The organism is Streptomyces sp. NPDC088915 (assembly GCF_044749825.1).
GTDB lineage: Bacteria > Actinomycetota > Actinomycetes > Streptomycetales > Streptomycetaceae > Streptomyces.
On sequence record NZ_JBIVIR010000018.1, the window covers coordinates 24,541 to 45,850 of the forward strand.

The following is a 21,310-nucleotide window of genomic DNA, read 5'->3' on the forward strand; positions in this document are numbered from 1 at the left end:
ATCAGGCGGGCCGGTACTCCGCGTGAGGAATCGCGCGCTCCCACGCTGCCTCATACGCGCTGACGTACTGCGCGGCCAATGCCGGATCGCGCGCGACTTCCATGCGCGGACCGGTCCACTGACCCTCGCCGCTGAAATGGTGGAGGATCACGGTTTCCTCATCCATGACCCACCCGTCCAGCGCGGGGAGCAGCAGGTCACGCGCCCGCGAGCGAGGTAGCCAACGGACGTCCTCGCCGGCTGCAACGTTCGTAAAGGTGCCGTCGTACTCGTACCGGACGTAGTCGCTCAGCGGCTCGGAGACAACCCGCAGACGGCGCATGACGACACCCCGGGCGGTCGTCTCGGCCACCACGTCCAGCCACGACCGCCACCACGACTCACGGTCTACGGGGTCGTACCGGTGCCCTTCCTGCCATCGGATGAACTCCGGGTCATCCCGCATGTAGCTGTCCCGCATCTCAAGGTGCATCGCCGAGCGCTGCGCCTTGGCGAGGCATTCACGTACCGCTGTTGCCACCGTTGCCCTCACTGTCCGGACGGGGAATGAACTGGAGCATGTTCGCAGGGAGCCGGATCACGGTCTCGTGGTCCGGAACGTCCGTCGAGTGCCCCGGCACCGAGCCGACTTCCTGTGCCTGCCGGATGGTCTCCTCGTCCGCCTTCCATGACTGGATGATCAGGTCTCCCGTCTCCTCCTCCACCCAGATCGTGGGCGAGCCGTCGTCGGGGGTGTTAGGCCAAATCCCCAGGAACTTTAGGGCCATTGGGCAGTCTCCTAGCGAGTCGGTTGCACGGACGTGCACGAGCCTCACCCTCGCGCGTGACCAACGTCAAGGGCGCATCGAGCCACCCGCAGCGGCAGGACTCCCAGTCACGGAACCGAACGCAGAAATGCCCCGTACGCGCCATCCCACTTGGGATAGCGAGCACGGGGCTCGTTGGTGTGCGTGCGTTAGCCGTTCAGTACGCCGGTGAGGCGAGCGGCTGCCTTACCGCCGAAGAGTGCGATGCCGCAGTAGAAATCGATACGAGTGCGGTAGACCGGCTTGTCGTGCGACTCGCCCAGATCGGTGACCTGAACACCACCGTTGGTGAGTCCGGAGACACCGGCGTCCGCCTCGGTCGCGCCGAAGCGGACGGCGTAGATGTCGCCGGTCTCCGCACCCCCGGTCCCGGTCGTCAGCGGCAGCACGTCCGTGCCGTCGAGACGCTGGCCGGCGTCCAGCAGCGGAATGCCGTTCCACATGACCGTGGGCTTACCGGCTATGTCCACGGTCAGCAGTTCACTGCCGCCGAGCCGCCGGAAACCGGAGGCGATCTTGGCACGAAGCGCGGTGTTCATATAAAGCGCGCCGTTCTTACCGTTTATGCCACGCACCTGGTTCGTCAGGGTGTCGAGCAGATCGAAGAAGTCATGGCCGTGGGCGACGGCGCCCTTGCCCTTGGCATCAATGACCTGGCGCCCGACCAGCCGCTTGCGCAGGCCGTCGAACCCCTTCGGATTGACCTCGACGTCGCCGTTGAAGAACTGGTCGGCAAAGTGGATCGAGGCGGCCTTAACCTTCATGTGCGTCTGAATCGCACGCTGATCGTTGAGGTTTCCACGCGTCTGGACGATGAACTTGTCGACGTCGGCGTCACCTCCCAGGATGGCCAGAGTCTCGACGCGCTGGTTCAGCGTGCCGGTGCTCTCCGGGTACGCCTCGTTGATCGCCCGGAAGGCCACACCGGGCAGGCTGGACTCCTCGTTGTACTTGAACGCGCTTCCCTCCACCTGAACAAGGGGAAGCCGATCGAGAATCGGCGACTCCTGAACAAAGGTCTCGATTACGCCGCGCTGAAGCTGGTCAAGGGTGAGCTTTGCCGATTCGGCAAGAGTGAGAGTCAAAGGAATACCTTCCATAGTTGGTTAGTTAATCAGCGCATGGCTCTCCACAGAAACGCTCAAATGAGCCATGCGAGGAAATCACCTCCCTGCCGTGCAATCTCGGGAGGGGTTGGGGGTCACCCCCTGGTCATTACGGCGGACGCTCCGCCTCACGCTGAGAGCGATGCTCGGCAGCGAACCCGCCGGGCTGGTGCTTCGCGGTCTCCCGCGAGTGGCACGACGTGCACAGCGGACGCAGACGCGACTTCCCGGCACCGGGCATTCACCGGGCCCTGATCTCCGGGCACGTCCGCGAACGTGTCCGTCCAGTCCGGTTCGGACAGCTCGGCGGGCGGCACCCGCACCCCCTCGGAAACGAGGCGCTTGCCGGGGTTGCCCTCGCGGATCACCGTCAACGGCGGCGTTTTACGCGTCGGGTCTGCCATTCCCTCACCCCTTCCACGGGTCGTGAGTCGGTCGTGTGGGCAGCGCGGAGCCCCGCGCAAAGGGCGGTAGCTGCGGCGCTAGCTTTTTGCCTCCCTGCCGCTCAATCTCGGGAGGAGAGGGGAGTACCCCCCTGGTCAGAACGGCGGGCGTTCGTTCGCCTCGCGCCGTGACCGTGCTTCCGCAGCGAATCCGCCCGGCTGATTGCGTGCCGTCTCGCGGTTGTGGCACGCGACGCACAAGGGGCGAAGGTGCTTCGCAGCGTCAGGGTTCAACTCGCCCCGAGCGATCAACTCTCGGCGGGGCAGCGGGAAATGGTCGGCGACGTTGGCCAGCCGACCGCAGAGCACGCACCACGGGTTCGCGTACAGATACGCCCGGCGGATGCGCTGCCACCGTGTGGTGTAGATGGCTCCACCGCGCGACGCACGGTCGGCGTTCGCTTCCCTGGTGTGCTTCGGGCAGCGACCACCACGGGCGGTCAGTTCGGGGCACCCGGGTACCGAGCACGGGGGGCGGGGTCGTCGGGGCATGAGACCTTCCTGACGAGCGAGGGGGTGTCAACGGGTCTGCCGGGTTCGCTAGGGCACGCGACTATTCGCCAGGGTTCGCCAGGGTGCGCCCGCTGTTCCGCCTCTAACGTCCGGGTGTCACTTAGTGCGAGACCTACAGGAGGAAACGTGCCCCGCAGCAAGGACCCGACCGATGCCCCGCCGCACTTCGAACTTCGATGCGGATCACTGCACTTGACCATTCAGCGCGTGCCGGGGTGGCTCATCGCCATAACGACCACGGTCGGCGGGGTGGCCGGGACGTGGTGGTCACAGCGCTAACACCCGGTGCTGTGTTGTCGGCGCATGGGAGACCGCCTCCAGCGGGGGAACATGGGAGTTGACTCGCCCTCCGGGATGCTGTGTCCTGCCACCATGTCTGAACTCACCGGTTCCGATGACGCGGAGCCCACGACCACAAGCAAGTTCGAACTCTCTTCGGGAAAGTTCAACTTGCGGATGGAGAACGTGTCCGAGCGGGTGCAACTGCTAGCTGTCCAAGGGGTGATTGCAATCGGACTTGCCCTGACTGGGGTCTACGCGCTGTCTGTAGCCAAGCGTCCATCATCGAACGATGAGAACCTCCCGGAAGACAGTTAGGCCGTCCCGAACTCCGTCGCCGTCTTGAGCCGGTGACACCCCCGGCACAGCACTTGAACGTTCCCGTCCGTGTCGGTCCCTCCCATCGAGAGGGGCCGCACGTGGTCCACGTCCACGTCCACCGTGGGGAAGTCGTTCAGGCACCAGTCACACCACGCGGTCCCCTTCCGCTCGATGACCCGGCGGAGCCGTGCAGCAGCGTCGTTGCGGGCCGCTCGACGTCGTCCCCGTGCTCGACGCTGCCGGACGGCCGGACGACCCTCGTACGCGGCGTGGTGGGTCTTGCAGCGGCCCCGATGGGTCGCGGGTTCCTGGCAGTCGATACAGCGCACGTGCGCCCCCTCGGTGTCGTCGTCCTGGCGCTCGTTGTGCCCACCCCCGGACTTGAACCGGGGAACTCTGCGGGTTTCCTCCGGGTCTCCCTCGCGGGGCCGGTACCGCGCACCTCTAGCCGTTGGGTCAGTGGGCGTGCTCGTCCTCGCCGGCTCGGGCCGGTCCGGACACGATGGGGGACCACACGGGCTTGCGACCCCGTTCGGCGACTCGCGGACGAGCCGGTTACTGGTGGGCGGTGTGGTCCCCCGCGCTCTGCCTCACGACCACTGCGGCCACCCCGTGAGGGTGCGTGCTGCACGGGCAGAGCATCGGAGAGGGCCGGGCACTCGGACCGCCCGTTCCGGGTCGGTGGGGTGCGCGGTAGTCCCGGCGTCCTCTTCTGGGAGTAGTAGGGACGGAAGGTTTCCCGCGCCCCTCGGGGTCGTCGGGTTCCGCTCGTCCTCCTGCTTCCGGAAGTAGTAGGGACGGAGAGATTCCCGGACGGTCGACCATGACGGCATGGCGTTCTGGTGGCTCTTTCGGTATCCCTCTTATTTTTCTATGTCCGTACGAAAAACACTCTGAATCGTCATACCGTCATGGCTCCGCCCGCTGGTCGGCCCGCTGCGGACAGCAAAGCCCCGGCGGTCCGCGAGGGACTACCGGGGCTTCGTGAGGTAGGAACGTCAGAGGTCAGAGTGCTTCCTCAGCATCCTCCAAGTCAGCCAATGCAGCCGTCTCGGCGTGGTCGCGCGCCGTGTTCTGTTCTGCCGCCCTCTGCTCCGGGTCGAGTCCGGTCACACGCACTCGGTGCTTGGCACCGCGCGGGTGCAGCGTCACCCGAACGTCGTACTCGTTCAGGATCTCCCTACGGGCGACGTCGTCCGGGGCGGTCTTCCAGTCATCAGCGATCGTCCGCCCCAGGGGCATCCACCGCATCCCCGCTGGCCGCTCGGGGAGCCGCTTGAGATCTTCGATTTCCCGCGTCATCCGGGCGTACTCGGTGCGGTACCACTCCGTGTCGCTATCAGACTCGTACAGACCCGCCTGGCGGTCTCCACGGAGCCGCGTACGGTCCGCTTCGATCTCGGCGATTCGAGCGGCGTAGCCGGTGCCGGGGTCGAACTCCTTGCGCATCACCTGGTGGTCGCCGTACTCGGCCAGGAACCACGTCGACACGTGCTCGTCCAGCATGGGGACAGACATGGTGGGGGCGGGCTTGCACCCGACGGACGACGGGACGCCGCGTGTGCGCGCCGTGCAGCCGTATGACGGGTTCTGGCCCGTCCGGGCCACCATGTAGAGCCGTTGGCCGCACCCGCCACAGAACGCGATACCCGAGAGCAGACGCACCCCCTTCGGCGCACGGGTCCCGGTCCACTTCGGGGCGGTCTTCTTGATCAGCGCGTCACGGGTGGCGTGGTCCCAGAGCGGATCGGCGATGCGCACCGCGTGCCCGTCCGGGCCGATCACGGGGCGCTCGTCGTGCATGAGGTACCCCAAGGACGCTTCGCTGGTGAGCATCCGCTTGAGAGCCTTGGCGTTCCACAAGGTCCCCTTGGACTTGCGTCCGTACATGACGGCGCGGTGGTCGGCAGGCGACAGCACGCCCGCGCGGTTCAGGCGAGCGGCCTCGGTGTGGACGGTCACCGTTCCGGTCTCGTCGGCGAGGATGCGTTCCGCGACGTCTCGGAGGATGAGGGAGGCCACGGGGTCCAGCTCCACCCGGTCGACGTTGCCGGTGGGGATGAGCCGTACGAACTGGTACCCGTACCGGTTCTTCTGCTTCGGTTGTCCAGCGCTGCGCGCCCGCTTCGTCTCGTCCCGGTTGCGCTTCTGGATGGCGCGTAGCTCCATCTGCGCGCCGAAGGACTCCATGGAGAGCCGCATCTCATCGGCGGGGTCTTCCAGGTTCCACGGTCCGTCGTGGCCGTAGGTGATCAGTAGGCGGCCCGATTCGTGGACCATGTACGCCGTGTTCAGTACGTCCCGCTGGTTGCGTCCGATCCGGTCGACCGCCGAGCCGGCGATCCCGTCGTACGGGCCCATCTCGTCGCGGAGCCACGGGCCGAGCTTCGGACGCGTCACGGGATCGGTCGCACCGGACACCTCCCAGTCGTCCGCCCACGCGATGACGTGCCCGCCGACCGCTTCCACGGCGCTGAGCACCTGGCCGAGCTGCTTTTCCGGGCTGTTGGTGGAGTCAGACTTGCGAGAGAGGCGACGTACCCCTACCAGGCACTTACCGCACCCGTCGTACTCCGTCGTAATCATGCGATCCATCTTGCGCGAACTCCGCTTCCGCACGCATGTGCGTTTTGCGGGCGCTCCCGGTGAGGACGGCGTCGTACGCGTCGTACGGCAGGTCCGCGGCCCACGCGGGGTCCTTGAGGTCGGCGGTCACGAAGGTGACGCGCTCGTCCCCGGCGAAGTACCCCTCGGCGATGGCGAGGAGGGCGGGGTCGAGGTCGACGCCGGTGCTGGTCGCCTCCGGGAACCTCTTGAGGAGCCGATCCGTGATACTTCCCGTACCGCACGCGAGGTCGAGGACGCGGGGCTTCGGCCCGACCAGCGCCTCGACCATGTCGAGCATCACGCGGAACCGCTCCTCGCGGTCCGGCATGTACCACTCCTGCTGACGGTCCCAGCTCTGCTGCCAGCCCGCCCAGTCGGTTCCGGTCATCGTCGCACCCTCCCCACTTCGTAATACCCTCGAAGGGGAAACAGCCGTTACCCCCTTCGACCGAGACACTAGCCCGCCGAAGTAAGGACTACAAGTGGAACTGGCCCATTACTCGGATTTCGCCGTGCGTCTGGTCAACACCGAGGAGCCGACCCGCGGCAAGGACTCCCTCGCCTCGGTCGAGGTGGTGCGGGACCTCTTCGGCTCGGCCTCCCAGATGGCCCGGCGGGTCACCGAGGCGGACGTGCCCCGCTTCCGCGCGATCCGGACCCGGCTGCGGGCGGTCTTCACGGCGGCCGACGAGGGCGACCACACGGGGGCCGTGGACCTGCTGAACTCCCTGCTCCTGGAGTTCCCGGTCAGCCCTCAGATCTCGGGCCACGACATCCTCGACGAGGAGGGCCGGCCGCGCTGGCACATGCACCTCGCCGACCACTCCTCGAACGCGACGACGGGGTACGCGGCCATCTGCGCGATGGGGCTCGCCTTCCACCTCACCGAGTTCGGCGCGGACCGGCTGGGCCTGTGCCAGGCGCCGCCCTGCCGCAACGCCTACCTCGACACCTCGACCAACCGCTCCCGCCGCTACTGCTCGGACCGCTGCGCGACCCGCGCCAACGTGGCGGCCTACCGGGCCCGCAAGCGCCTGGAGGCCGGGCGCACGGACCACACGGGCCTGACGCACGAGACGAGCCAGGAGAACACCACCCCGGCCGAGCGCTGACGCCCCGGCGTCACCGGCCGGTACCGCGCCCGCACCCGCCCGAGCACGAGTTCGGGCGGTACGGCCCCGAAGACCCGGCTGTCCCCCTCGGCGTCCGGGTTGTCGCCGAGCACCCACCAGCCGCCGTCGCGTCGCTCAACCAGCCGCTTCACGACGAGCAGGTCCTGCTGGAGCGGATGGCGCAGCACGGCCACGCTCCCGGGCCGCAGCCGCCCGCCGTAGTGCACGAGCAGCCGGTCCCCGTGCAGCAGCGTGGGCACCATCGACACGCCCGTCACCTCGGCGATCCCGAACGGAGCCCCGGCCTCCCCCGCCCGCTCCGGCCCCGACCCGCTCATCCGGCACCTCCCGATCCACTCGTCCACTCGTACACGAGTCCCATGGTGACCCTGGACTTTTGACCTAAGCCCCAGGGGGCGCCCGAGAAAACGCCCTTCTCACCGAGTAATGTCCCACCTGAGAAGACGATCACGAGGAAGGACGGCTCAATGCTCTCCCGCCTGTTTGCCCCCAAGGTGAAGGTCAGCGCCCACTGCGACCTCCCGTGCGGCGTGTACGACCCGGCCCAGGCCCGCATCGAGGCCGAGTCCGTCAAGGCTGTCCAGGAGAAGTACCAGGCCAACGAGGACCCGCACTTCCGGGCCCGCGCCACGGTCATCAAGGAGCAGCGCGCGGAGCTCGCCAAGCACCACGTCTCGGTGCTCTGGAGCGACTACTTCAAGGCCCCGCACTTCGAGAAGTACCCCGAGCTCAACCAGCTGGTCAACGACACCCTGAAGGCCCTCTCGGCCGCCAAGGCGTCGACGGACCCGAAGACGGGCGAGAAGGCGCTGGAACTCATCGCCGAGATCGACCGCATCTTCTGGGAGACGAAGAAGGCCTGATCTCTGGTCAAGTCGTCTGACCTGCGATTTCGCCGGTCAAGTCGCCTACCTGTCCGCACCCGGTCCGCAGGCCGCCGAGCACGGCGTCCATGACGGCCCGGGTGCGGTCTTCTTCCCCGGGCCACAGGTGCACGCAAAAGTGGCGCAGGTCGTGGGTGGGCCGTGTGCGGCAGCCCGACGGCCCCGCCCTCGGCAGCATCGCCCGCTCCCTGTCCACCCCGGCCGGACGAGGTGGAACGACAAGGGCAGTCGTCCACGCCTCCTCGCAGTCCCCACTCGTCGAGGCCGGAGTCGATCACCGCGATGCGGCCCCGGGAGAAGTCGAGTGACGTGGCCTCCCCGCCGTAGAGGGCCACCAGCGAGTCGGTCCCTCTCCACCAGGTGTCGGTCAGGCCCCGCACCTCGCGCACCGGCGGGAGCAGACCGCCCCACCGCTCCTGATAGGCCGCCATCCGATCGATCACCGCGGCTGGGACGTCCCGTTCCAGCCACCACTGCCTGTACCCCTCGACGGGGCGAACGTCGACCTTGACGCCGTGCGTGCCGACAAAGGATCGCGCTCGTCGAGTCAGCCCGTCGGGCACATCGTTGATGAGGTGAAGATTCGTCCGAGGGACGCCACCCAGTAGCCGTGGGGAGGGGGTGCCCGGACCAGCCGCACTCCGAAGCCCTCATGCGCAAGCCCGCCCTGTCCGCCGCCGCGGTCGTCATCGTCTTCGCGGCCGTGACGGCATGCGGGACGGGGAGCGACCAGAAGAACGACCGGCCGAAGAACACTGCTGCTGCTACTGCTACTGCAACGGCTGGCGTCCCGGCCGGGCCGGCAGCGGCCGTTACCCCTACCCTCGGGTAGGAACCCTCGCGCCGGCAACCTGCCGATCGCTCCCCTCCGGGCGGACGCTACAGGGAGCCCGAACGGCGCCGAGGTCGTCGCAGCGCATACGTGGTGAGGTAGCGGGCCACGACAACCTCCTGTCACATGCGGCCGTACCACTCCCTACGCTGGCAGGCGTGAACACGCCGTCGCCCCCACGACTGACCCTGGAAGCCGCCCGTGCCCTGCAAGGGATGCTTCGAAGCGAGATCGGTCCGGGCCTCACCGAGCGAGAGCTCGACGCGGTCGAGACACGGTTCGGCTTCACCTTCGCGGCGGATCACCGGGTCTTCCTTACCGCCGGGCTTCCGCAGGGCTCCTCGGGGTGGCCCGACTGGCGCGACGGTGACCCTCAGGACTTGGCCGGGCGGCTGGCGTGGCCGGTGGAGGGGGTCCTCTTCGACGTGGAGCACAACGGGTTCTGGCATCCTGCCTGGCCGTCGAGGCCGGCGGAGACATCCCAGGCACTGCGCGTCGCGAGGACCGAGCTGGAGAGCGTGCCGCAGCTGGTCCCGGTCTACGGGCACCGCTACCTGCCCGGCACGGCGGGCGAGCACGGTCATCCCGTGCTGTCCGTCCACCAGACCGACATCATCCTCTACGGGAACGACCTCACCGACTACGTCCACCACGAGTTCACCGGCCGGTCGAACGGTCTCCTCGCCCACGCGACCATCGACTTCTGGTCGTACTTCGTGGAGGGCGGGCCAGGTGTCGACGTCACCGCGCCCACGCCGTTCACACCGTACGCCATGACCGCGAGGGAGGCCGTCGACTGCATCCGGATGCTGGCCCTGGAACGCCTGATCGGCCGCCGGCACCGCCCGGAGCAGCTCATTGAAGCCGGCCTCACGGCCCTGGTCCTCGACGTCGAGACGGAGTCCCTTCCCCTCCTCGCCGGCCTGTCACGCTCCGAGCACGAGCAGGCCGACGCCCTTTTCGACCAGGTGCTGGACGAACTCGGCCTGCTCCGGGACCTCCCGGCCGACACCACCGGCCTCCCGTGGGAAGCGGCCCGCTGGGAGCTCGTCCGCTGGTGGCTCCGTCTGATCGTGAACGGCAGCCTGGACCCCGGCGCCGGCGGTGACCTGATCACGTACGAAGGGTGGGGCGCACTGGCCCGCCCGCAGCGGCTCACGCCACTGATCGAGAAGACCGACGCCTACAACGACCGGGCGGCGATCCGACAGGGAGACCGGGAACACCTGGCGGAACAGATCGTCGAGGAGGCGGGCCGCCTGCTGGACGGGCCCTGGCCGCCGCTGGACTGATCTCAGCAGCGGCAGACGAGGATCCCTCCGAGGCAGGTGACCTCGTACGCGCCGTAGCGGGCGATGTGGTCGGCGACGAGTGTGCAGGCGCGGTCGATGGTCGCGTCGTGCTGGTCCGCCCAGGCGTGGTACGAAGCCATGGGGGCGATGTCGAGGCCGAGCAGGGACAGGCCGAGGCGGTCCTGGCGAAGCCGTTGGACGGACCTGCCGTTGACACAGCCGATGTCGACGACGCGTCCGCGTACATCATCGAGTCGCTTGGCGACGAGACCGGCCAGGTCGTACCGAGGCGTCTGCCACTGGTAGAGCGACTGCCGGGCGGCCGGGTCTCGGTCTCCGTCGTAGGCGCTGCCGACCAGGACTTGTCCGGTCGATCACCGTGCCGTCCGTTCCGGATGAGTCGCCTCGTCCTGCCATCGCTTGCTGACCAGCGGATGGCAGGTCTTACGATCGGTCCGTGATGGACAAGCCGGCGCATTGGACCGTGCGCCACTTCTCGCAGGCCAACCCCGCCGGCCCCGGCTGCGACAGTGTTCCGGCACTCTTGCGGCGGCTGGCCGATTCCATCGAGGCTCTGGGCCCGGCCGAGATCCAGGACGTGGTCATCGCGTCGGAGATGACCGAGCACGGCCCTTGGCGGTCGGGGACCGTCTACTTCCACCTGCCTGAGGATGAGGACTGATTCCGGCCCTCACGAACGGAGCCGGGTGACGAGGGTTGCGGCAGGCGTTCCCAGGTTCCGTCGGCCGACCACAGACGGTGGCGTTCATAGACCGTCTTCCACGGGCCGAACCGTTCGGTCAGGTCACGCCACTGAACGCCGGTCCGCGCCCGGTGCGGAATCCCGTCGATCACCTGCCGATGATCCCGCCACCTGCCACACCGCCCATCGCTGACCGGAAGGAACGGCCGCAGCCGTTCCCACTCGGCATCCGTCGGATCACCCCGCCCCATGCGCACATCAGCGACACGGCTGCGTAGTAGTCACATGATCGGCCGGACAATTCCGAGGACGAAGAAGGCCTGGTCGGAGAAGGCCCGGTCTTCTTCCGGTCGGGTCGGCCCGTCCCGCACGTGTGCGGGACGGGCCGACCGGCTTTCCGCGCCCGGTTCACGCGCGCGTGGAGCAGGGTGACCCCTCAGGGGTGGTTCCACTCGTCGGCGGGCAGTGCGTGCCACAGGTCGAGCCAGTCGTGGAGCAGGAAGAGGGGCCGGGTCAGGACGGCGTCGCCGGCCCGCTGGGACCGGATCGCCAGGCCGAGGTCGGCGAAGACCGGATCGGCGGCGGGGCTGTACGTCAGGCTGCCGGGCCGCGGTGCCGTGCGGTGGACGAGCCAGTCCTCCACGCGGGAGGGCGCGCAGCCGGTCAGCGGAGCCGCGTCCAGCCGCACCTGGGGGCCGGTGAGGGCGTCTGCTGCGACGCACCCCAGGCGGCCTTCGTGGAAGAGGGCCCTGATCCCGCTCTCGGTGAAGTCGGCGTAATCGAGCTGCTGATGGTCTTCGCCGCGGTGGGAGTAGGACGAGAGAGTCGGTCCTTCGCCGAGGACGCGGGTGATCTGCTCCGAGGTCATCCCGAAGTGCAGGGGGCCGACTCCTACGTACGGCGTGAACGTCCACTCAGCGCGCTCCTCCTCCCGGGCGATCCGCCACGGGCCGCGGTACCCCGCCCCGCTCCCCGGGGCGGCCACAGGCGGCTCGGGGGCCGGCTCGTGCGGGGCGGCCGGACTGGGCGCGGTCAGGTCCTTGCGTCGGCGGCCGAGTCGTTCCGGAGCCGCGGTGTCCTCGGGTTGCTCTTCCAGCCAGCGGATCGCCTGCCCCTGCCCCTCCGCGAACGGGTCGTCCGCCAGCTCGCGTGCCTGGTCCAGGGCCGCGCGGCGCTCCTCCTCGGCGGTGACGAGACCGGTGACGTCCTCCCCCCAGGCAGCCAGCCGTTCCCGGGCGATCCACCGGTAGGACGAGTCCGCGCTCACGGCAAGGACCTGGCGAACGGCGGGCGCGTACCGGGGCGCGGACGAGGCGAGGGCGGGGTCGGCCAGGAGCAGGGCGGTGGCCGCGAGCGCGGCCTCCCTCACCAATGGGTCGTCGTCGTCGCAGAAATCCGCGACGCGGTCATGGAGTACGGGCCTTGCCGCACGAGCGGCAGCCGGATCCCGCGCCGTGCCGACACCGTCCTCGACATCCTCGACGTCCAGGCGGGCGATGTCGGCGAACGAAGCCAGCCAGTTCAGCAGTTCGGCGCGAAGCGACCGCCGACCGGCCCTGCGCTCCCACCGGTCTTCGACGAGGGTGCGCGGGTCGTCGAGGAGACGGGCGACGACCAGGGCCGCCGGGGCGGTCGCCGGAAACACCCGCTCCTGGTGGAGGAGCAACCGGTACAGGTCCCCCACCGCCCGCGCCCGCCGGCCCGGGTCGGCCGCGAGCAGGTCGCCGAGGACGTCCGGGGTGTCGGGCACCCCGTGCCGACCCATGCAGACGTGCGGCAACTCCTCCCAGGCGGTGCCGTCGAGTTGCATTCGCGCCGCGGGCGGCAGGAGGTCGAAGGGAGCGTCGGGAGCGTCCTGGGGTGCTTCGTCGTTCACGGTCGCAGTGTTCCAGCCTGCTCCGACAACGATCACCGTGTTCCGACCTGCTTCGACAACGGCCACAGCGTTCCGGCCTGCTCCGACAACAGCCACAGCGTTCCGACCTGCTCCGACGACGGCCGCACCGGGCAGCAGAGCCGCCCGATCCACCGGTCGCCCTCTCCGTCCGAGTTGGTGGAAACCCTCCAAGCCCCGCAGCCCATCGTTGTGCCGCTCAAGATCACCACGCTCGTCGGCGCGGCCGCAGACTTGCGGGGCGGGGCGGCCGAGACTCCGCCGCGTCCATGTCCGTGACGACACCGGGGGCACCCCACCATGAGCGAACGCGTCATCGCGCCCAAGAGCCGGGGCTTCCTGTTCCTCGACTCCCACCCCGGCGGCTGCCGCCGGTTGGTGGACGACATGTGGGAAGCCGTGCCCGCCCCCGTCGCCACCGGAGGCGAAGGGCCGGTGGCCCTGATCATCGGCTCGTCCGCCGGGTACGGCCTGGCCGCCACGGTCGCGGGCCTGGCCCGCGTCGGCATCCGCGGCATCGGCGTCTGCTTCGAGAAGGCGCCCGCGCGGCGCACCGGCACGGCCGGCTGGTACCGCACCGCCGCCACCGCCCGGCTCGCCCGGCAGCACGGGCGGGACATGGTCTTCGTCAACGGCGACGCGTTCGGCGACACGGTGAAGGAACAGGTCGCCGACCTCCTCGTCGAGCGGTTCGGGGGACGGCTCGACTTCCTGGTCTACTCGGTGGCCGCGCCCCGCCGCACCGATCCGGACACCGGCGAGGTGTACGCCTCGGCCCTCAAGCCGATCGGCTCGCCGTACACCACCAAGACGCTCGTCTTCGACGAGCACGGCGGCCCGGAGGTGAAGGAGGTCACCACCGCGCCGGCCGAGGGCGACGACGTCGAGCAGACCGTGGCGGTGATGGGCGGCGACGACTGGGAACGGTGGGTCGGCTTCCTGGCCGACCGGTCCCTGCTCGCCGACGGCTTCACCACCGCCGCCCTGTCCTACATCGGCTCGCCGCTCACCGCGGCGATCTACCGGCAGGGCACCATCGGCGCCGCGAAGACCCATCTGGAGGCCACCGCGCGCACGCTGGACGAGCGCCTCGGCAAGACCGTGGGCGGCCGGGCCGTGACCTCGGTCAACGCCGCCGCCGTCACCCAGTCCTCCACCGCCATCCCCGGCATCGCCCTGTACGTCGGGTTGCTGCGCGGCGTCCTCGGCGACGCCATGGTGGCCCCGGTCGGTCAACTGGTGGAGCTGTGGGACCGGCTGACCGGCGCGCGCCCCCTCGACCTCGACGACGAGGGCCGGGTCCGCCTCGACACCTGGGAACTCGACCCCGCCGTGCAGCACGCCGTCGCCGAGCGCTGGAACACCGCGACCGGCGACACCGTCACCGAACTCGCCGACCTGGACTGGTTCGGCGACGAGGTCCGCCGCCTCTACGGCTTCTCCGTCCCCGGCGTCGACTACACCGCCGCCGTCGAGACGGACGTCCCCTGGCCCACTCCCACCGGCTGGTCCGGGACGTCGACGAGTCGGCGGTGACCACCCGTCGGACACGCCCCTCCGGGCGTTCCGGAAGGGGTGGGGAGATCAGCCGGAGCGCCGGGCAACCGTCCGCAGGTACTCGTGGATCGAAGGATCGTCGAGACGCGTGTCGGTGACGCGGTCGCGCACTTCGGTGAGGAGCCAGCCCAGCAGTTCGGGGGCGGCGGCGTATTCGTCGTAGAAGCCCATGCGCAGGTCGGTCACGTCGGCCTCGGACATCACGTCGTCGACGAGGTCTGCCAAGTGCGCGTCGGCGGACGAGGTGCGGGTCGCGGCCCAGGTGTCCAGCCAGGGACGCAGGCTGTCGGTGGCCACGGTGACGGAACCGAGGGTCGCCCGGATGTGTACGGGGGCGGGGTGGGTGTGGAGCGTGCTCTGCCACCAGGCGGACCAGACGTCACGCAGGGCCTCGGTCAAGGATGCGTCCCAGGTGGTCCAGCCCGCCTGGACCAGGCGCGAGGCGATGAGCTCCTCGTCGACGTGGAGCCGGCCGGTGACGAGCGGGCGGACGATGCGCGGGACCAGGCGGCGGTAGAGCCGGGGAAAGGCGTCCCAGTGGTCGGGTACCTCCCCGGCGACCGAGGACACCAGGTCGTCGGGGACGAGGTCCAGCGGCCCGGAAAGAAGGGCGAAGTGCTGGTCGCCGTAACAGTACGTGCAGCCCGTGACGGGGAAGGGCTCTTCCCGGGCGAAGGCGCGATCCAGGGTTTCGAGGGCTGCCGTGAGCCGTTCGGAACGAGACATGAAGACCTGCCGGATACTCCGTCCGGGCGACCGGCGAAGAGCGCAGGCTATCAGGCCGTGTCCGGTCGGCGTTCTTCCTTTCGATGCGGCCTCTTCTTCGCCACGGGTTTCCGACGCACGGCGCCGGGCGGCCCGTCGTCCGACCCACTGCCCGTGCTTCACCGCACGCCGAGCGAGCCGGCATCACGTCACGGTGACGCCGGCCCGACGCGGTCACCGGTGGACGACCGTACGCCCGGTGCACCTTCCCCATCTGGACCCCGGGTGTCCTCTCCCCCACGGGCGCCCCTGAGGACCCGTGCCATACGGCCTCCGGCTCCGCCGGGGGATCAGCCGCGGTCGGGCAGGCCAAGGGTGCGAGCAAGGGCCTCCCGGAGCCGGGGCGCGTGGGCGGGCAGGTGGTCGGTCGTCCAGGTGGTGGTCAGGTGCAGGAAGGCCGTCAGGTCGCGTTCCGCGGTGGTGAGGAGGTCGCGGAGGTCGGTGAGGGGGAGGTCGATCACCGGGCTGTCCTCGCGGTCCGCGTCGACGGTGAGGCGGGCCCGGTCGCCGATCCGTTCGGCGAGCGGGGAGGGGTCGTGGCCGAAAGAGGCCCAGCCGTCGCCGTCGACGACCTCCGACCAGTCGCCGCGTTCCTCCAGGCCGTTGCAGCAGCCCGGTGACAGGACGGTGCCGGTCGCCGGGTCGGTCACCCGGAGGCCGCCGGGGACGAAGAGGTCGTCCAGGGTGAGCAGGCCGTGGAGGAGGGACCCCAGAGGGCCCGACGGCCTTCGCCGCCCGTCCTCCGGCTCGACGTCGTTGGCCTGCGCGATGCTCAGGACGGCGGTGCCGATCTCGGCCGGGGTCAGGGTGCCGTTCAGGGGCACGAAGCCGTACGGGGCGAGGGGCGCCACCGGCCACAGGTCGAAGCCGGCGGTGGAGCGGACCTCCAGGACGGGGTGCAGGGTGATCACCCGGAGAGTGTGCGTCGGCGTGCGGCGGTCGTGCCAGGGGCTTCCGGTCCCGTCGCTCACGCCGGTGTCAGGCACGGGCCCACCGACACCTCCGCCGCCGCCCCCTGGCCCCGTAACCACTCGCGGTACGGGGCCGCGCGCAGGGCCGCCTCGCGGTAGGCGGCGGCGAGTTCCGCGTACAGGGCGTCCAGCGGGGCGCCCGGGCGGGCGTACAGCAGGAGGCGGACCGCCAGGGGGTCGCCGCGCAGGGGGCGGACGGCCATGTCCTCGCGCGGGCCCGAGGTCGGCTGGCAGGGGGCGACGGCCTCGCCGAGGGCGATGAGCGAGGCGGCCGTGTGGTAGTCGCCGTGCAGCAGCGGCGGGTCGATGCCGGCGGCGTGCAGGACCCGGCGCAGCCCGTCCCACTCGCCGTCGACGGTCGGGTCGACCATCCAGTGGTCGTCGGCGAGGTCGGCGAGGTCCACGACGGGCCGGGCGGCGGCCGGGTGGTCGCGGGCCATGGAGACGAACTGCGGTTCGCGGGCGACCAGGACCCGCCCCGTGAGGCCCTCGGGGACCCGTAACGGACAGCCCTCCACCTCGTGCACGAAGGCCACGTCGAGCTGGCCGGCGGCGACCATGCGGAGCAGCGCGTGGGCGGAGACGTCCACCCGCAGGCCGACCTCGGTGCCGGGCAGCCGCTGGCGGAGCCGGCGCAGCCAGCCCGGGAGCGCCCGGCTCGCGGTGGAGCCGACGCGGAGCCCGGGGCCGCCGGCGCGGGCGGCCGCGGCCCGGGTCTCGGTGACGAGCGCGGCCATGTCCGCGACCAGGGGGCGGGCCCGGCTGAGCAGCGAGCGGCCGAGCGGGGTGGGGCGGCAGCCGGTGCGGCCGCGCGAGAAGAGCTCGGCGCCCAGGGAGTTCTCGATCCGGCGCAACTGGGTGGTCAACGAGGGTTGGCTCATGCCCAGTTGACGCGCCGCCTTGTGCAGGCTGCCCGCGTCCGCGATGGCGCAGAGCGCGCGCAGATGTCTCACCTCCAGCTCCATGCCCCGAGGGTAGGGCGGCTCCCTGGGACACACCAGATACCCGGAACCCCTCAATCACCTTTCATTCCAAGGCGGTTGACGGGACGAGGCGGGGTGATGCGGTGGGGCTATCGGGGGTTGGCATCATCCCCGTACGCCCCGGCTACCTCCAGACTCTCCCCAACCCCACACAGGAGGAGCCCCCCATGCGTCATCCCAAGGTCCTCACCGCCGCGTTGACCTCCGTCCTCGGCCTCGGTCTCGCCGCCTCCCTCGGCGCGGCCCCGGCCGCCGCCGCGCCCGACGACCGGGCCGTGTCCGCCGGCAACGCCACCGTGGCGTACGCCGGTTCGGCCGAGGAGGCCAAGGCCAACCAGGCCTTCTTCGAGGCCGTCGTGAAGTCGGTGGCGAAGAAGCGGGCCGCCGCTCCCGGCGCGGCCGCCGTCACCGTCGTCTACAGCGCCGCCAACGCGCCGAGCTTCCGCACCCAGATCGCCCGCTCGGCCCAGATATGGAACAGCTCGGTGGCGAACGTCCGTCTCGTCGAGGGCGGCAGCCCCGACTTCTCGTACTACGAGGGCAACGACTCCCGCGGCTCGTACGCCAGCACCAACGGCCACGGCAGCGGTTACATCTTCCTCGACTACCGGCAGAACCAGCAGTACGACTCGACCCGGGTGACCGCCCACGAGACCGGGCACGTCCTCGGCCTTCCGGACCACTACAGCGGTCCGTGCAGCGAGCTGATGTCGGGCGGCGGCCCCGGCACGTCCTGCCGGAACTCCCAGCCGAACGCGCAGGAGCGTTCGCGCGTCGACCAGTTGTGGCGCTACGGCCTCGCCTCGGCCCTCAAGAACTGACGGGACAGGAGTACGAGTACGGCGGCGGCGTCCCTCCCCGGGCGCCGCCGTCCCCGTTCCCCGGGGTCCCGCCCCCGGACCCTTCGTTCCGGGGCCTTCGTTCCGTCAGGCCGACTGGAGGAGGCCGCGGCCGAAGTCCGTCCCGGGCGGCAGCTGGCGCCGGACCCGGTCGAGCGCCCCCTCGAAGTCGCCGCCCGCGACGCACGCCTCGAAGGCGGCGCCGCCGTAGTGCAGCGTCAGGCTGAGGTCGGACCGCTCGCCGAGCGTCAACAGGCAGCTCAGCGTGGCCCGCTGGGAGGCGCCGTCCGCGACGACGGGGAGCGGGAGGTCCCACTCCAGGACGCAGCCGGTGAGGGCCCGCCCGTCGGCGGCGGTGAGCGCGGCGAAGCCCTCGCCCGCGTACTCGGTCCCCCTGATCCGGACGGCGACGTGCCGCCCGTCGGCCGTGATGACGATCGCTTCCGCGCCGCTGCGGTCCCGGTACCAGCCGGTCCAGACTTCCGTCGACTCCGATGACATGCGCGGACTGTAGCGGTATGACCGGCTCCACCGCGCGTCCGGTCACCCCGGGGCCGGACTTCTCCCGATCTCGTCGTCCTTGCCGGTCACGTGCGGTGTCGCGGCTTCCGCGCCTTCACCGCCCTCGCGCCCGTGCTCCTCGGAGCCCTCGCGCTCCTCGTGGAGCGGACACTCCGGGTTGCGGCAGGGCTGCACCTCCCACTCCGGCACCCAGGCCCCGAGGACCTTGTGCCGGGCGGCCAGTACGGTGCGCGGTCCGCCGCAGGCCGGGCAGGGGTGCTCGGCCAGCGGGTCCCGCGTCGTGCGAGACGTCTCGTCGCCCATGTCTTCAGGGTAGGACGCCCCGCCCGCACACGCCTCCGTACGCGAGTACGACTCCGCACAGGGGCGCACGGGCGCACTCGCGGGCGCTACCGCTTCCTGGAGTACCGGCGGACGAGCACGCCGTTGTCGAAGGCGCGGACGTCGTCCAGCTCGAAGTCCCGGGGCTCGAAGCCGGCGCCGAACATCGGCATGCCGGTGCCGTACACCTGCGGATAGGTCTTGATGATCAGCTCGTCGATCTCGTCGACGAGTTCGCCGGCGACGGTGGAGCCGCCGCAGAGCCAGATGTCCAGCGGGCCGTCCTCGGCCTTGAGTTCGCGGACGCGGCCGACGAGGTCGTCGCGGATCAGCTCGACGTTCGGGTGGGGCGACTCGGCCGGGGAGCGGGTGGCGACGAGTTCGCGCAGGTGGTTGTAGGGGCTGGTGACGCCGATGTCCAGGGCGAGCCGGTACGACCCCATCCCCTGGATCACGGTGTCGAAGCGCTCGTGGGGGCCGTCGATGCCGAGGGTCTCCCGGGCCTGGGTGGGGACCGTCTCCGGGTACGAGGCGTTCATCCACCGGAGGTACGCCTCGTCCACGTACTTGTACATGGAGGTGGCGTCACCCTCGGGGTCACCGATGAAGCCGTCGATGGTGCAGGCGATGTAGTAGGTCAGCTTGCGCAAACCGGTCCTCTTCTTTCGGGGGCTCGGACGTGGCCACTTCCGCAACCACGACAGTTATAGTGCTTCACTTGTAGTGGTTGCGCAAGCCCTATCGTCGGGGCGAACACGCTCAGCACGGATGGAGCCCCACATGGCGAGAAACCCGGAACGCCGTACGGCCCTGCTCGACGCGGCGATCGAGGTCCTGGCGGACGAAGGCGCCCGCGGGCTGACCTTCCGGGCGGTCGACGCCCGGGCCGGGGTCCCCACGGGCACCTCGTCCAACTACTTCACCGACCGGGACCAGCTGCTCTCCCAGGTCGGCGACCGGATCTTCGTACGGCTCACCCCGGAGCCCGGCGCCATCGACACCGCCATGCGGCCCGCGCCCGGCAGGGAGCTGATGGTCGAGCTGATGCGCTGGCTCGCCCGGCGCATGGCGGCCGAGCGCACCTGCTACCTGGGGCTCTTCGAACTGCGCCTGGAGGCCGTGCGCCGCCCGGAGCTGCGGACGCAGCTCACCAAGGTGCTCCGCTCCGACCTGGACGAGAACGTCCGGCTGCACCTGGACTCCGGGATGCCCGGGGACGCGGACACGGTCCGGCTGCTCTACTTCGCCCTCACCGGGCTGCTGCTCGACCACTTCACCGTCCCCGGCCTCCACGACGAGCGGGACCTGGACGACCTGATCGAGACCGTGGTCAACCGCGTCGTCCCCGAGACCTGACCGCCTCCGGGCCCGGAGCGGGGCCCGGCGCGAGTACGGGACTCGGCGCGAGTACGGGGCTCAGCGCGGTTACGGGGCTCAGCGCGTGCGCCGGGTGACGAACTCCGCCAGGGCGAGCAGGTCCCCCGCGGCCACCACGTCCGGGACCGCCTGCGCCAGGTGCTCGACGGCGCGCCCCATGCGCTCGGCCGCCTGGGCCTGCGCCCAGTCGCGCCCGCCGGCCCGCTCCACCGCGTCCGCCGCCGCCCGTACCCCCGCCACGTCGAGGGTCGGGCGGGAGTACAGCTCGGCCAGCTCCTCCCCCGCCGGGGTCCCGGAGGTGAGCGCCGCCACCACGGGCAGCGACTTCTTGCGGGCGGCCAGGTCGGCCCCGGCCGGCTTGCCCGTGCGCTCCGGATCCCCCCAGATGCCGATGAGGTCGTCGATCAGCTGGAAGGCGAGGCCCGCCTCCCGGCCGAAGGCGTCCATCGCCGCGACCTCCTCCTCGCCCGCGCCCGCGTAGAGCGCGCCGAGGGCGCAGGCGCAGCCGAGCAGCGCGCCGGTCTTGGCGGTGGCCATCGCCGTGCACTCGTCGAGGGAGACCTCGCGCGGACCGCGCTGCTCGAAGGCGCAGTCCGCCTGCTGTCCCGCGCAGAGCTCGATGATGCAGGCGGCGAGGCGCGCGGAGGCGGCCGCCGAGGCGGGGTGCGGGTCCTCGGCGAGCAGCCGCAGGGCGAGCGCGCTCATCGCGTCGCCCGCGATCAGCGCGTCCGGGATGCCGAAGACCGTCCAGGCGGTGGGCCGGTGGCGCCGGGTCGGGTCCCCGTCGACGATGTCGTCGTGGAGCAGGGTGAAGTTGTGCGCGAGCTCCACCGCGGCCGCCGCCTTCACGGCGCGGGCCTCCTCGGCGCCGAGCGCGCGGGCCGCGGCGAGGACGAGGGCGGGCCGGATGGCCTTGCCCGCCTGCTCGGCGGCCGGGGAGCCGTCGGCGTGCTCCCAGCCGAAGTGGTACATCGCCACCCGCCGTATGGAACCGGGCAGGGTCTCGACGGTCGAGCGGAGCTGGGGCTGGACGGCCGTCCGCGTCCGGTCCAGGAGCGCCGCGGCCCCCTGGCCGCCGGTGGCGGCGTCCGCGCTGGTCATGGTCACGGTCACTTCCTTCGCGTCCTTCGCGGCGGTCGTCCGCCGCGGCGGGCCGGGGGCG

General features: G+C 70.6%; 23 protein-coding genes and 3 pseudogenes. 8 read left to right on the top strand and 18 right to left on the bottom strand.

The window, feature by feature from the left end; all coding sequences use genetic code 11:
• Nucleotide 1: 1 nt before the first annotated feature.
• The 3 genes from ACIP5O_RS28995 to ACIP5O_RS29005 all read right to left on the bottom strand — a co-directional run bounded on the left by ACIP5O_RS28995 (nucleotide 2) and on the right by ACIP5O_RS29005 (nucleotide 1,906).
• On the bottom strand, nucleotides 2-520 hold the full coding sequence (locus ACIP5O_RS28995; RefSeq protein WP_401298323.1) for a DUF6879 family protein: 519 nt from the start codon (nucleotides 518-520) through the stop codon (nucleotides 2-4).
• Nucleotides 501-767 carry a hypothetical protein gene (locus ACIP5O_RS29000; protein WP_401298326.1) on the bottom strand — a complete coding sequence of 89 codons (267 nt, stop codon included), beginning with the start codon at nucleotides 765-767 and terminating at the stop codon, nucleotides 501-503. The genes ACIP5O_RS28995 and ACIP5O_RS29000 overlap by 20 nt, the downstream gene beginning before the upstream one ends.
• A gap of 188 nt (nucleotides 768-955) precedes the next feature.
• Nucleotides 956-1,906: a major capsid protein gene (locus ACIP5O_RS29005; RefSeq protein ID WP_401298328.1), complete on the bottom strand. Its 951-nt coding sequence runs from the start codon at nucleotides 1,904-1,906 to the stop codon at nucleotides 956-958.
• A 1,334-nt stretch (nucleotides 1,907-3,240) separates the two neighbouring features.
• Between ACIP5O_RS29005 and ACIP5O_RS29010 the strand changes: the two genes are divergently transcribed.
• On the top strand, nucleotides 3,241-3,465 hold the full coding sequence (locus ACIP5O_RS29010; RefSeq protein WP_401298331.1) for a hypothetical protein: 225 nt from the start codon (nucleotides 3,241-3,243) through the stop codon (nucleotides 3,463-3,465).
• On the opposite strand, the gene ACIP5O_RS29015 is transcribed toward ACIP5O_RS29010, so the two are convergent.
• From ACIP5O_RS29015 to ACIP5O_RS29025, 3 genes and pseudogenes are all read right to left on the bottom strand, one after another.
• Nucleotides 3,462-3,797 (bottom strand): HNH endonuclease, encoded by a 336-nt coding sequence (locus ACIP5O_RS29015; RefSeq protein ID WP_401298334.1) that lies wholly within the window; start codon nucleotides 3,795-3,797, stop codon nucleotides 3,462-3,464. The genes ACIP5O_RS29010 and ACIP5O_RS29015 overlap by 4 nt on opposite strands.
• Before the next feature lie 676 nt (nucleotides 3,798-4,473).
• The gene (locus ACIP5O_RS29020) at nucleotides 4,474-6,054 is read right to left on the bottom strand and encodes a recombinase family protein (RefSeq protein ID WP_401298336.1); all 1,581 of its coding nucleotides are present in this window, start codon (nucleotides 6,052-6,054) and stop codon (nucleotides 4,474-4,476) included.
• Nucleotides 6,055-6,103: 49 nt separating this feature from the next.
• Nucleotides 6,104-6,463: pseudogene (locus tag ACIP5O_RS29025) on the bottom strand (class I SAM-dependent methyltransferase); the annotation flags it as partial.
• Nucleotides 6,464-6,557: 94 nt separating this feature from the next.
• Between ACIP5O_RS29025 and ACIP5O_RS29030 the strand changes: the two are divergent.
• Complete coding sequence (locus ACIP5O_RS29030; protein WP_401298339.1) at nucleotides 6,558-7,187, top strand: CGNR zinc finger domain-containing protein; 630 nt, start codon at nucleotides 6,558-6,560, stop codon at nucleotides 7,185-7,187.
• Here ACIP5O_RS29030 and sodX read toward each other — a convergent pair.
• Nucleotides 7,091-7,525, bottom strand: a complete 435-nt coding sequence (gene sodX, locus ACIP5O_RS29035) for a nickel-type superoxide dismutase maturation protease (RefSeq protein ID WP_401298341.1) — start codon at nucleotides 7,523-7,525, stop codon at nucleotides 7,091-7,093. The two genes, ACIP5O_RS29030 and sodX, sit on opposite strands and share 97 nt — an antisense overlap.
• A 150-nt stretch (nucleotides 7,526-7,675) precedes the next feature.
• Here sodX and sodN point away from each other — a divergent pair, with 150 nt between their 5' ends.
• Nucleotides 7,676-8,071 (top strand): superoxide dismutase, Ni, encoded by a 396-nt coding sequence (sodN, locus tag ACIP5O_RS29040; RefSeq protein ID WP_030207400.1) that lies wholly within the window; start codon nucleotides 7,676-7,678, stop codon nucleotides 8,069-8,071.
• Between the two features lie 7 nt (nucleotides 8,072-8,078).
• Here sodN and ACIP5O_RS29045 read toward each other — a convergent pair.
• Nucleotides 8,079-8,201: pseudogene (locus ACIP5O_RS29045) on the bottom strand (site-specific integrase); the annotation flags it as partial.
• 938 nt (nucleotides 8,202-9,139) lie between these two features.
• Here ACIP5O_RS29045 and ACIP5O_RS29050 point away from each other — a divergent pair.
• The gene (locus ACIP5O_RS29050; RefSeq protein WP_401298344.1) at nucleotides 9,140-10,216 is read left to right on the top strand and encodes a hypothetical protein; all 1,077 of its coding nucleotides are present in this window, start codon (nucleotides 9,140-9,142) and stop codon (nucleotides 10,214-10,216) included.
• Between the two features lie 2 nt (nucleotides 10,217-10,218).
• Here the strand turns inward: ACIP5O_RS29050 and ACIP5O_RS29055 are convergent, their stop codons facing one another.
• Complete coding sequence (locus ACIP5O_RS29055; protein WP_401298346.1) at nucleotides 10,219-10,356, bottom strand: hypothetical protein; 138 nt, start codon at nucleotides 10,354-10,356, stop codon at nucleotides 10,219-10,221.
• A 320-nt stretch (nucleotides 10,357-10,676) separates the two neighbouring features.
• On the opposite strand from ACIP5O_RS29055, the gene ACIP5O_RS29060 reads away from it, so the two are divergent.
• Nucleotides 10,677-10,898, top strand: coding sequence for a hypothetical protein (locus tag ACIP5O_RS29060; protein WP_401298715.1), 222 nt, complete (start codon nucleotides 10,677-10,679; stop codon nucleotides 10,896-10,898).
• 41 nt (nucleotides 10,899-10,939) lie between these two features.
• Here the strand turns inward: ACIP5O_RS29060 and ACIP5O_RS29065 are convergent.
• Together ACIP5O_RS29065 and ACIP5O_RS29070 are read right to left on the bottom strand one after the other, a co-directional pair.
• Nucleotides 10,940-11,170: pseudogene (locus ACIP5O_RS29065) on the bottom strand (transposase); the annotation flags it as partial.
• A gap of 185 nt (nucleotides 11,171-11,355) precedes the next feature.
• Nucleotides 11,356-12,795, bottom strand: a complete 1,440-nt coding sequence (locus tag ACIP5O_RS29070; protein ID WP_401298349.1) for a hypothetical protein — start codon at nucleotides 12,793-12,795, stop codon at nucleotides 11,356-11,358.
• A gap of 318 nt (nucleotides 12,796-13,113) precedes the next feature.
• Here ACIP5O_RS29070 and fabV point away from each other — a divergent pair, with 318 nt between their 5' ends.
• Nucleotides 13,114-14,349, top strand: coding sequence for an enoyl-[acyl-carrier-protein] reductase FabV (gene fabV / locus ACIP5O_RS29075; protein ID WP_401298351.1), 1,236 nt, complete (start codon nucleotides 13,114-13,116; stop codon nucleotides 14,347-14,349).
• Nucleotides 14,350-14,397: 48 nt separating this feature from the next.
• On the opposite strand, the gene ACIP5O_RS29080 is transcribed toward fabV, so the two are convergent.
• The 3 genes from ACIP5O_RS29080 to ACIP5O_RS29090 form a co-directional block, all read right to left on the bottom strand.
• Nucleotides 14,398-15,096, bottom strand: coding sequence for a hypothetical protein (locus ACIP5O_RS29080; protein ID WP_401298354.1), 699 nt, complete (start codon nucleotides 15,094-15,096; stop codon nucleotides 14,398-14,400).
• 329 nt (nucleotides 15,097-15,425) lie between these two features.
• Complete coding sequence (locus ACIP5O_RS29085) at nucleotides 15,426-16,046, bottom strand: hypothetical protein (RefSeq protein ID WP_401298357.1); 621 nt, start codon at nucleotides 16,044-16,046, stop codon at nucleotides 15,426-15,428.
• A 56-nt stretch (nucleotides 16,047-16,102) separates the two neighbouring features.
• Nucleotides 16,103-17,071 carry a LysR family transcriptional regulator gene (locus tag ACIP5O_RS29090; protein ID WP_401298360.1) on the bottom strand — a complete coding sequence of 323 codons (969 nt, stop codon included), beginning with the start codon at nucleotides 17,069-17,071 and terminating at the stop codon, nucleotides 16,103-16,105.
• Between the two features lie 185 nt (nucleotides 17,072-17,256).
• Here ACIP5O_RS29090 and snpA point away from each other — a divergent pair, with 185 nt between their 5' ends.
• Nucleotides 17,257-17,910, top strand: a complete 654-nt coding sequence (snpA, locus tag ACIP5O_RS29095; RefSeq protein ID WP_401298363.1) for a snapalysin — start codon at nucleotides 17,257-17,259, stop codon at nucleotides 17,908-17,910.
• Between the two features lie 105 nt (nucleotides 17,911-18,015).
• Here the strand turns inward: snpA and ACIP5O_RS29100 are convergent, their stop codons facing one another.
• The 3 genes from ACIP5O_RS29100 to ACIP5O_RS29110 form a co-directional block, all read right to left on the bottom strand.
• A complete protein-coding gene (locus ACIP5O_RS29100; RefSeq protein ID WP_401298366.1) occupies nucleotides 18,016-18,429 on the bottom strand; it encodes a DUF6304 family protein in 414 nt (137 codons plus the stop codon).
• Nucleotides 18,430-18,471: 42 nt separating this feature from the next.
• On the bottom strand, nucleotides 18,472-18,753 hold the full coding sequence (locus ACIP5O_RS29105; protein ID WP_401298369.1) for a hypothetical protein: 282 nt from the start codon (nucleotides 18,751-18,753) through the stop codon (nucleotides 18,472-18,474).
• A gap of 86 nt (nucleotides 18,754-18,839) precedes the next feature.
• On the bottom strand, nucleotides 18,840-19,421 hold the full coding sequence (locus tag ACIP5O_RS29110) for a dihydrofolate reductase family protein (protein ID WP_401298372.1): 582 nt from the start codon (nucleotides 19,419-19,421) through the stop codon (nucleotides 18,840-18,842).
• Nucleotides 19,422-19,551: 130 nt separating this feature from the next.
• Here ACIP5O_RS29110 and ACIP5O_RS29115 point away from each other — a divergent pair, with 130 nt between their 5' ends.
• Entirely contained in the window at nucleotides 19,552-20,127 is a 576-nt protein-coding gene (locus ACIP5O_RS29115) for a TetR/AcrR family transcriptional regulator (RefSeq protein WP_401298374.1), read from the top strand.
• 78 nt (nucleotides 20,128-20,205) lie between these two features.
• Here ACIP5O_RS29115 and ACIP5O_RS29120 read toward each other — a convergent pair whose 3' ends face one another.
• Nucleotides 20,206-21,249 (bottom strand): family 2 encapsulin nanocompartment cargo protein polyprenyl transferase, encoded by a 1,044-nt coding sequence (locus ACIP5O_RS29120; RefSeq protein ID WP_401298718.1) that lies wholly within the window; start codon nucleotides 21,247-21,249, stop codon nucleotides 20,206-20,208.
• Nucleotides 21,250-21,310: the final 61 nt, after the last annotated feature.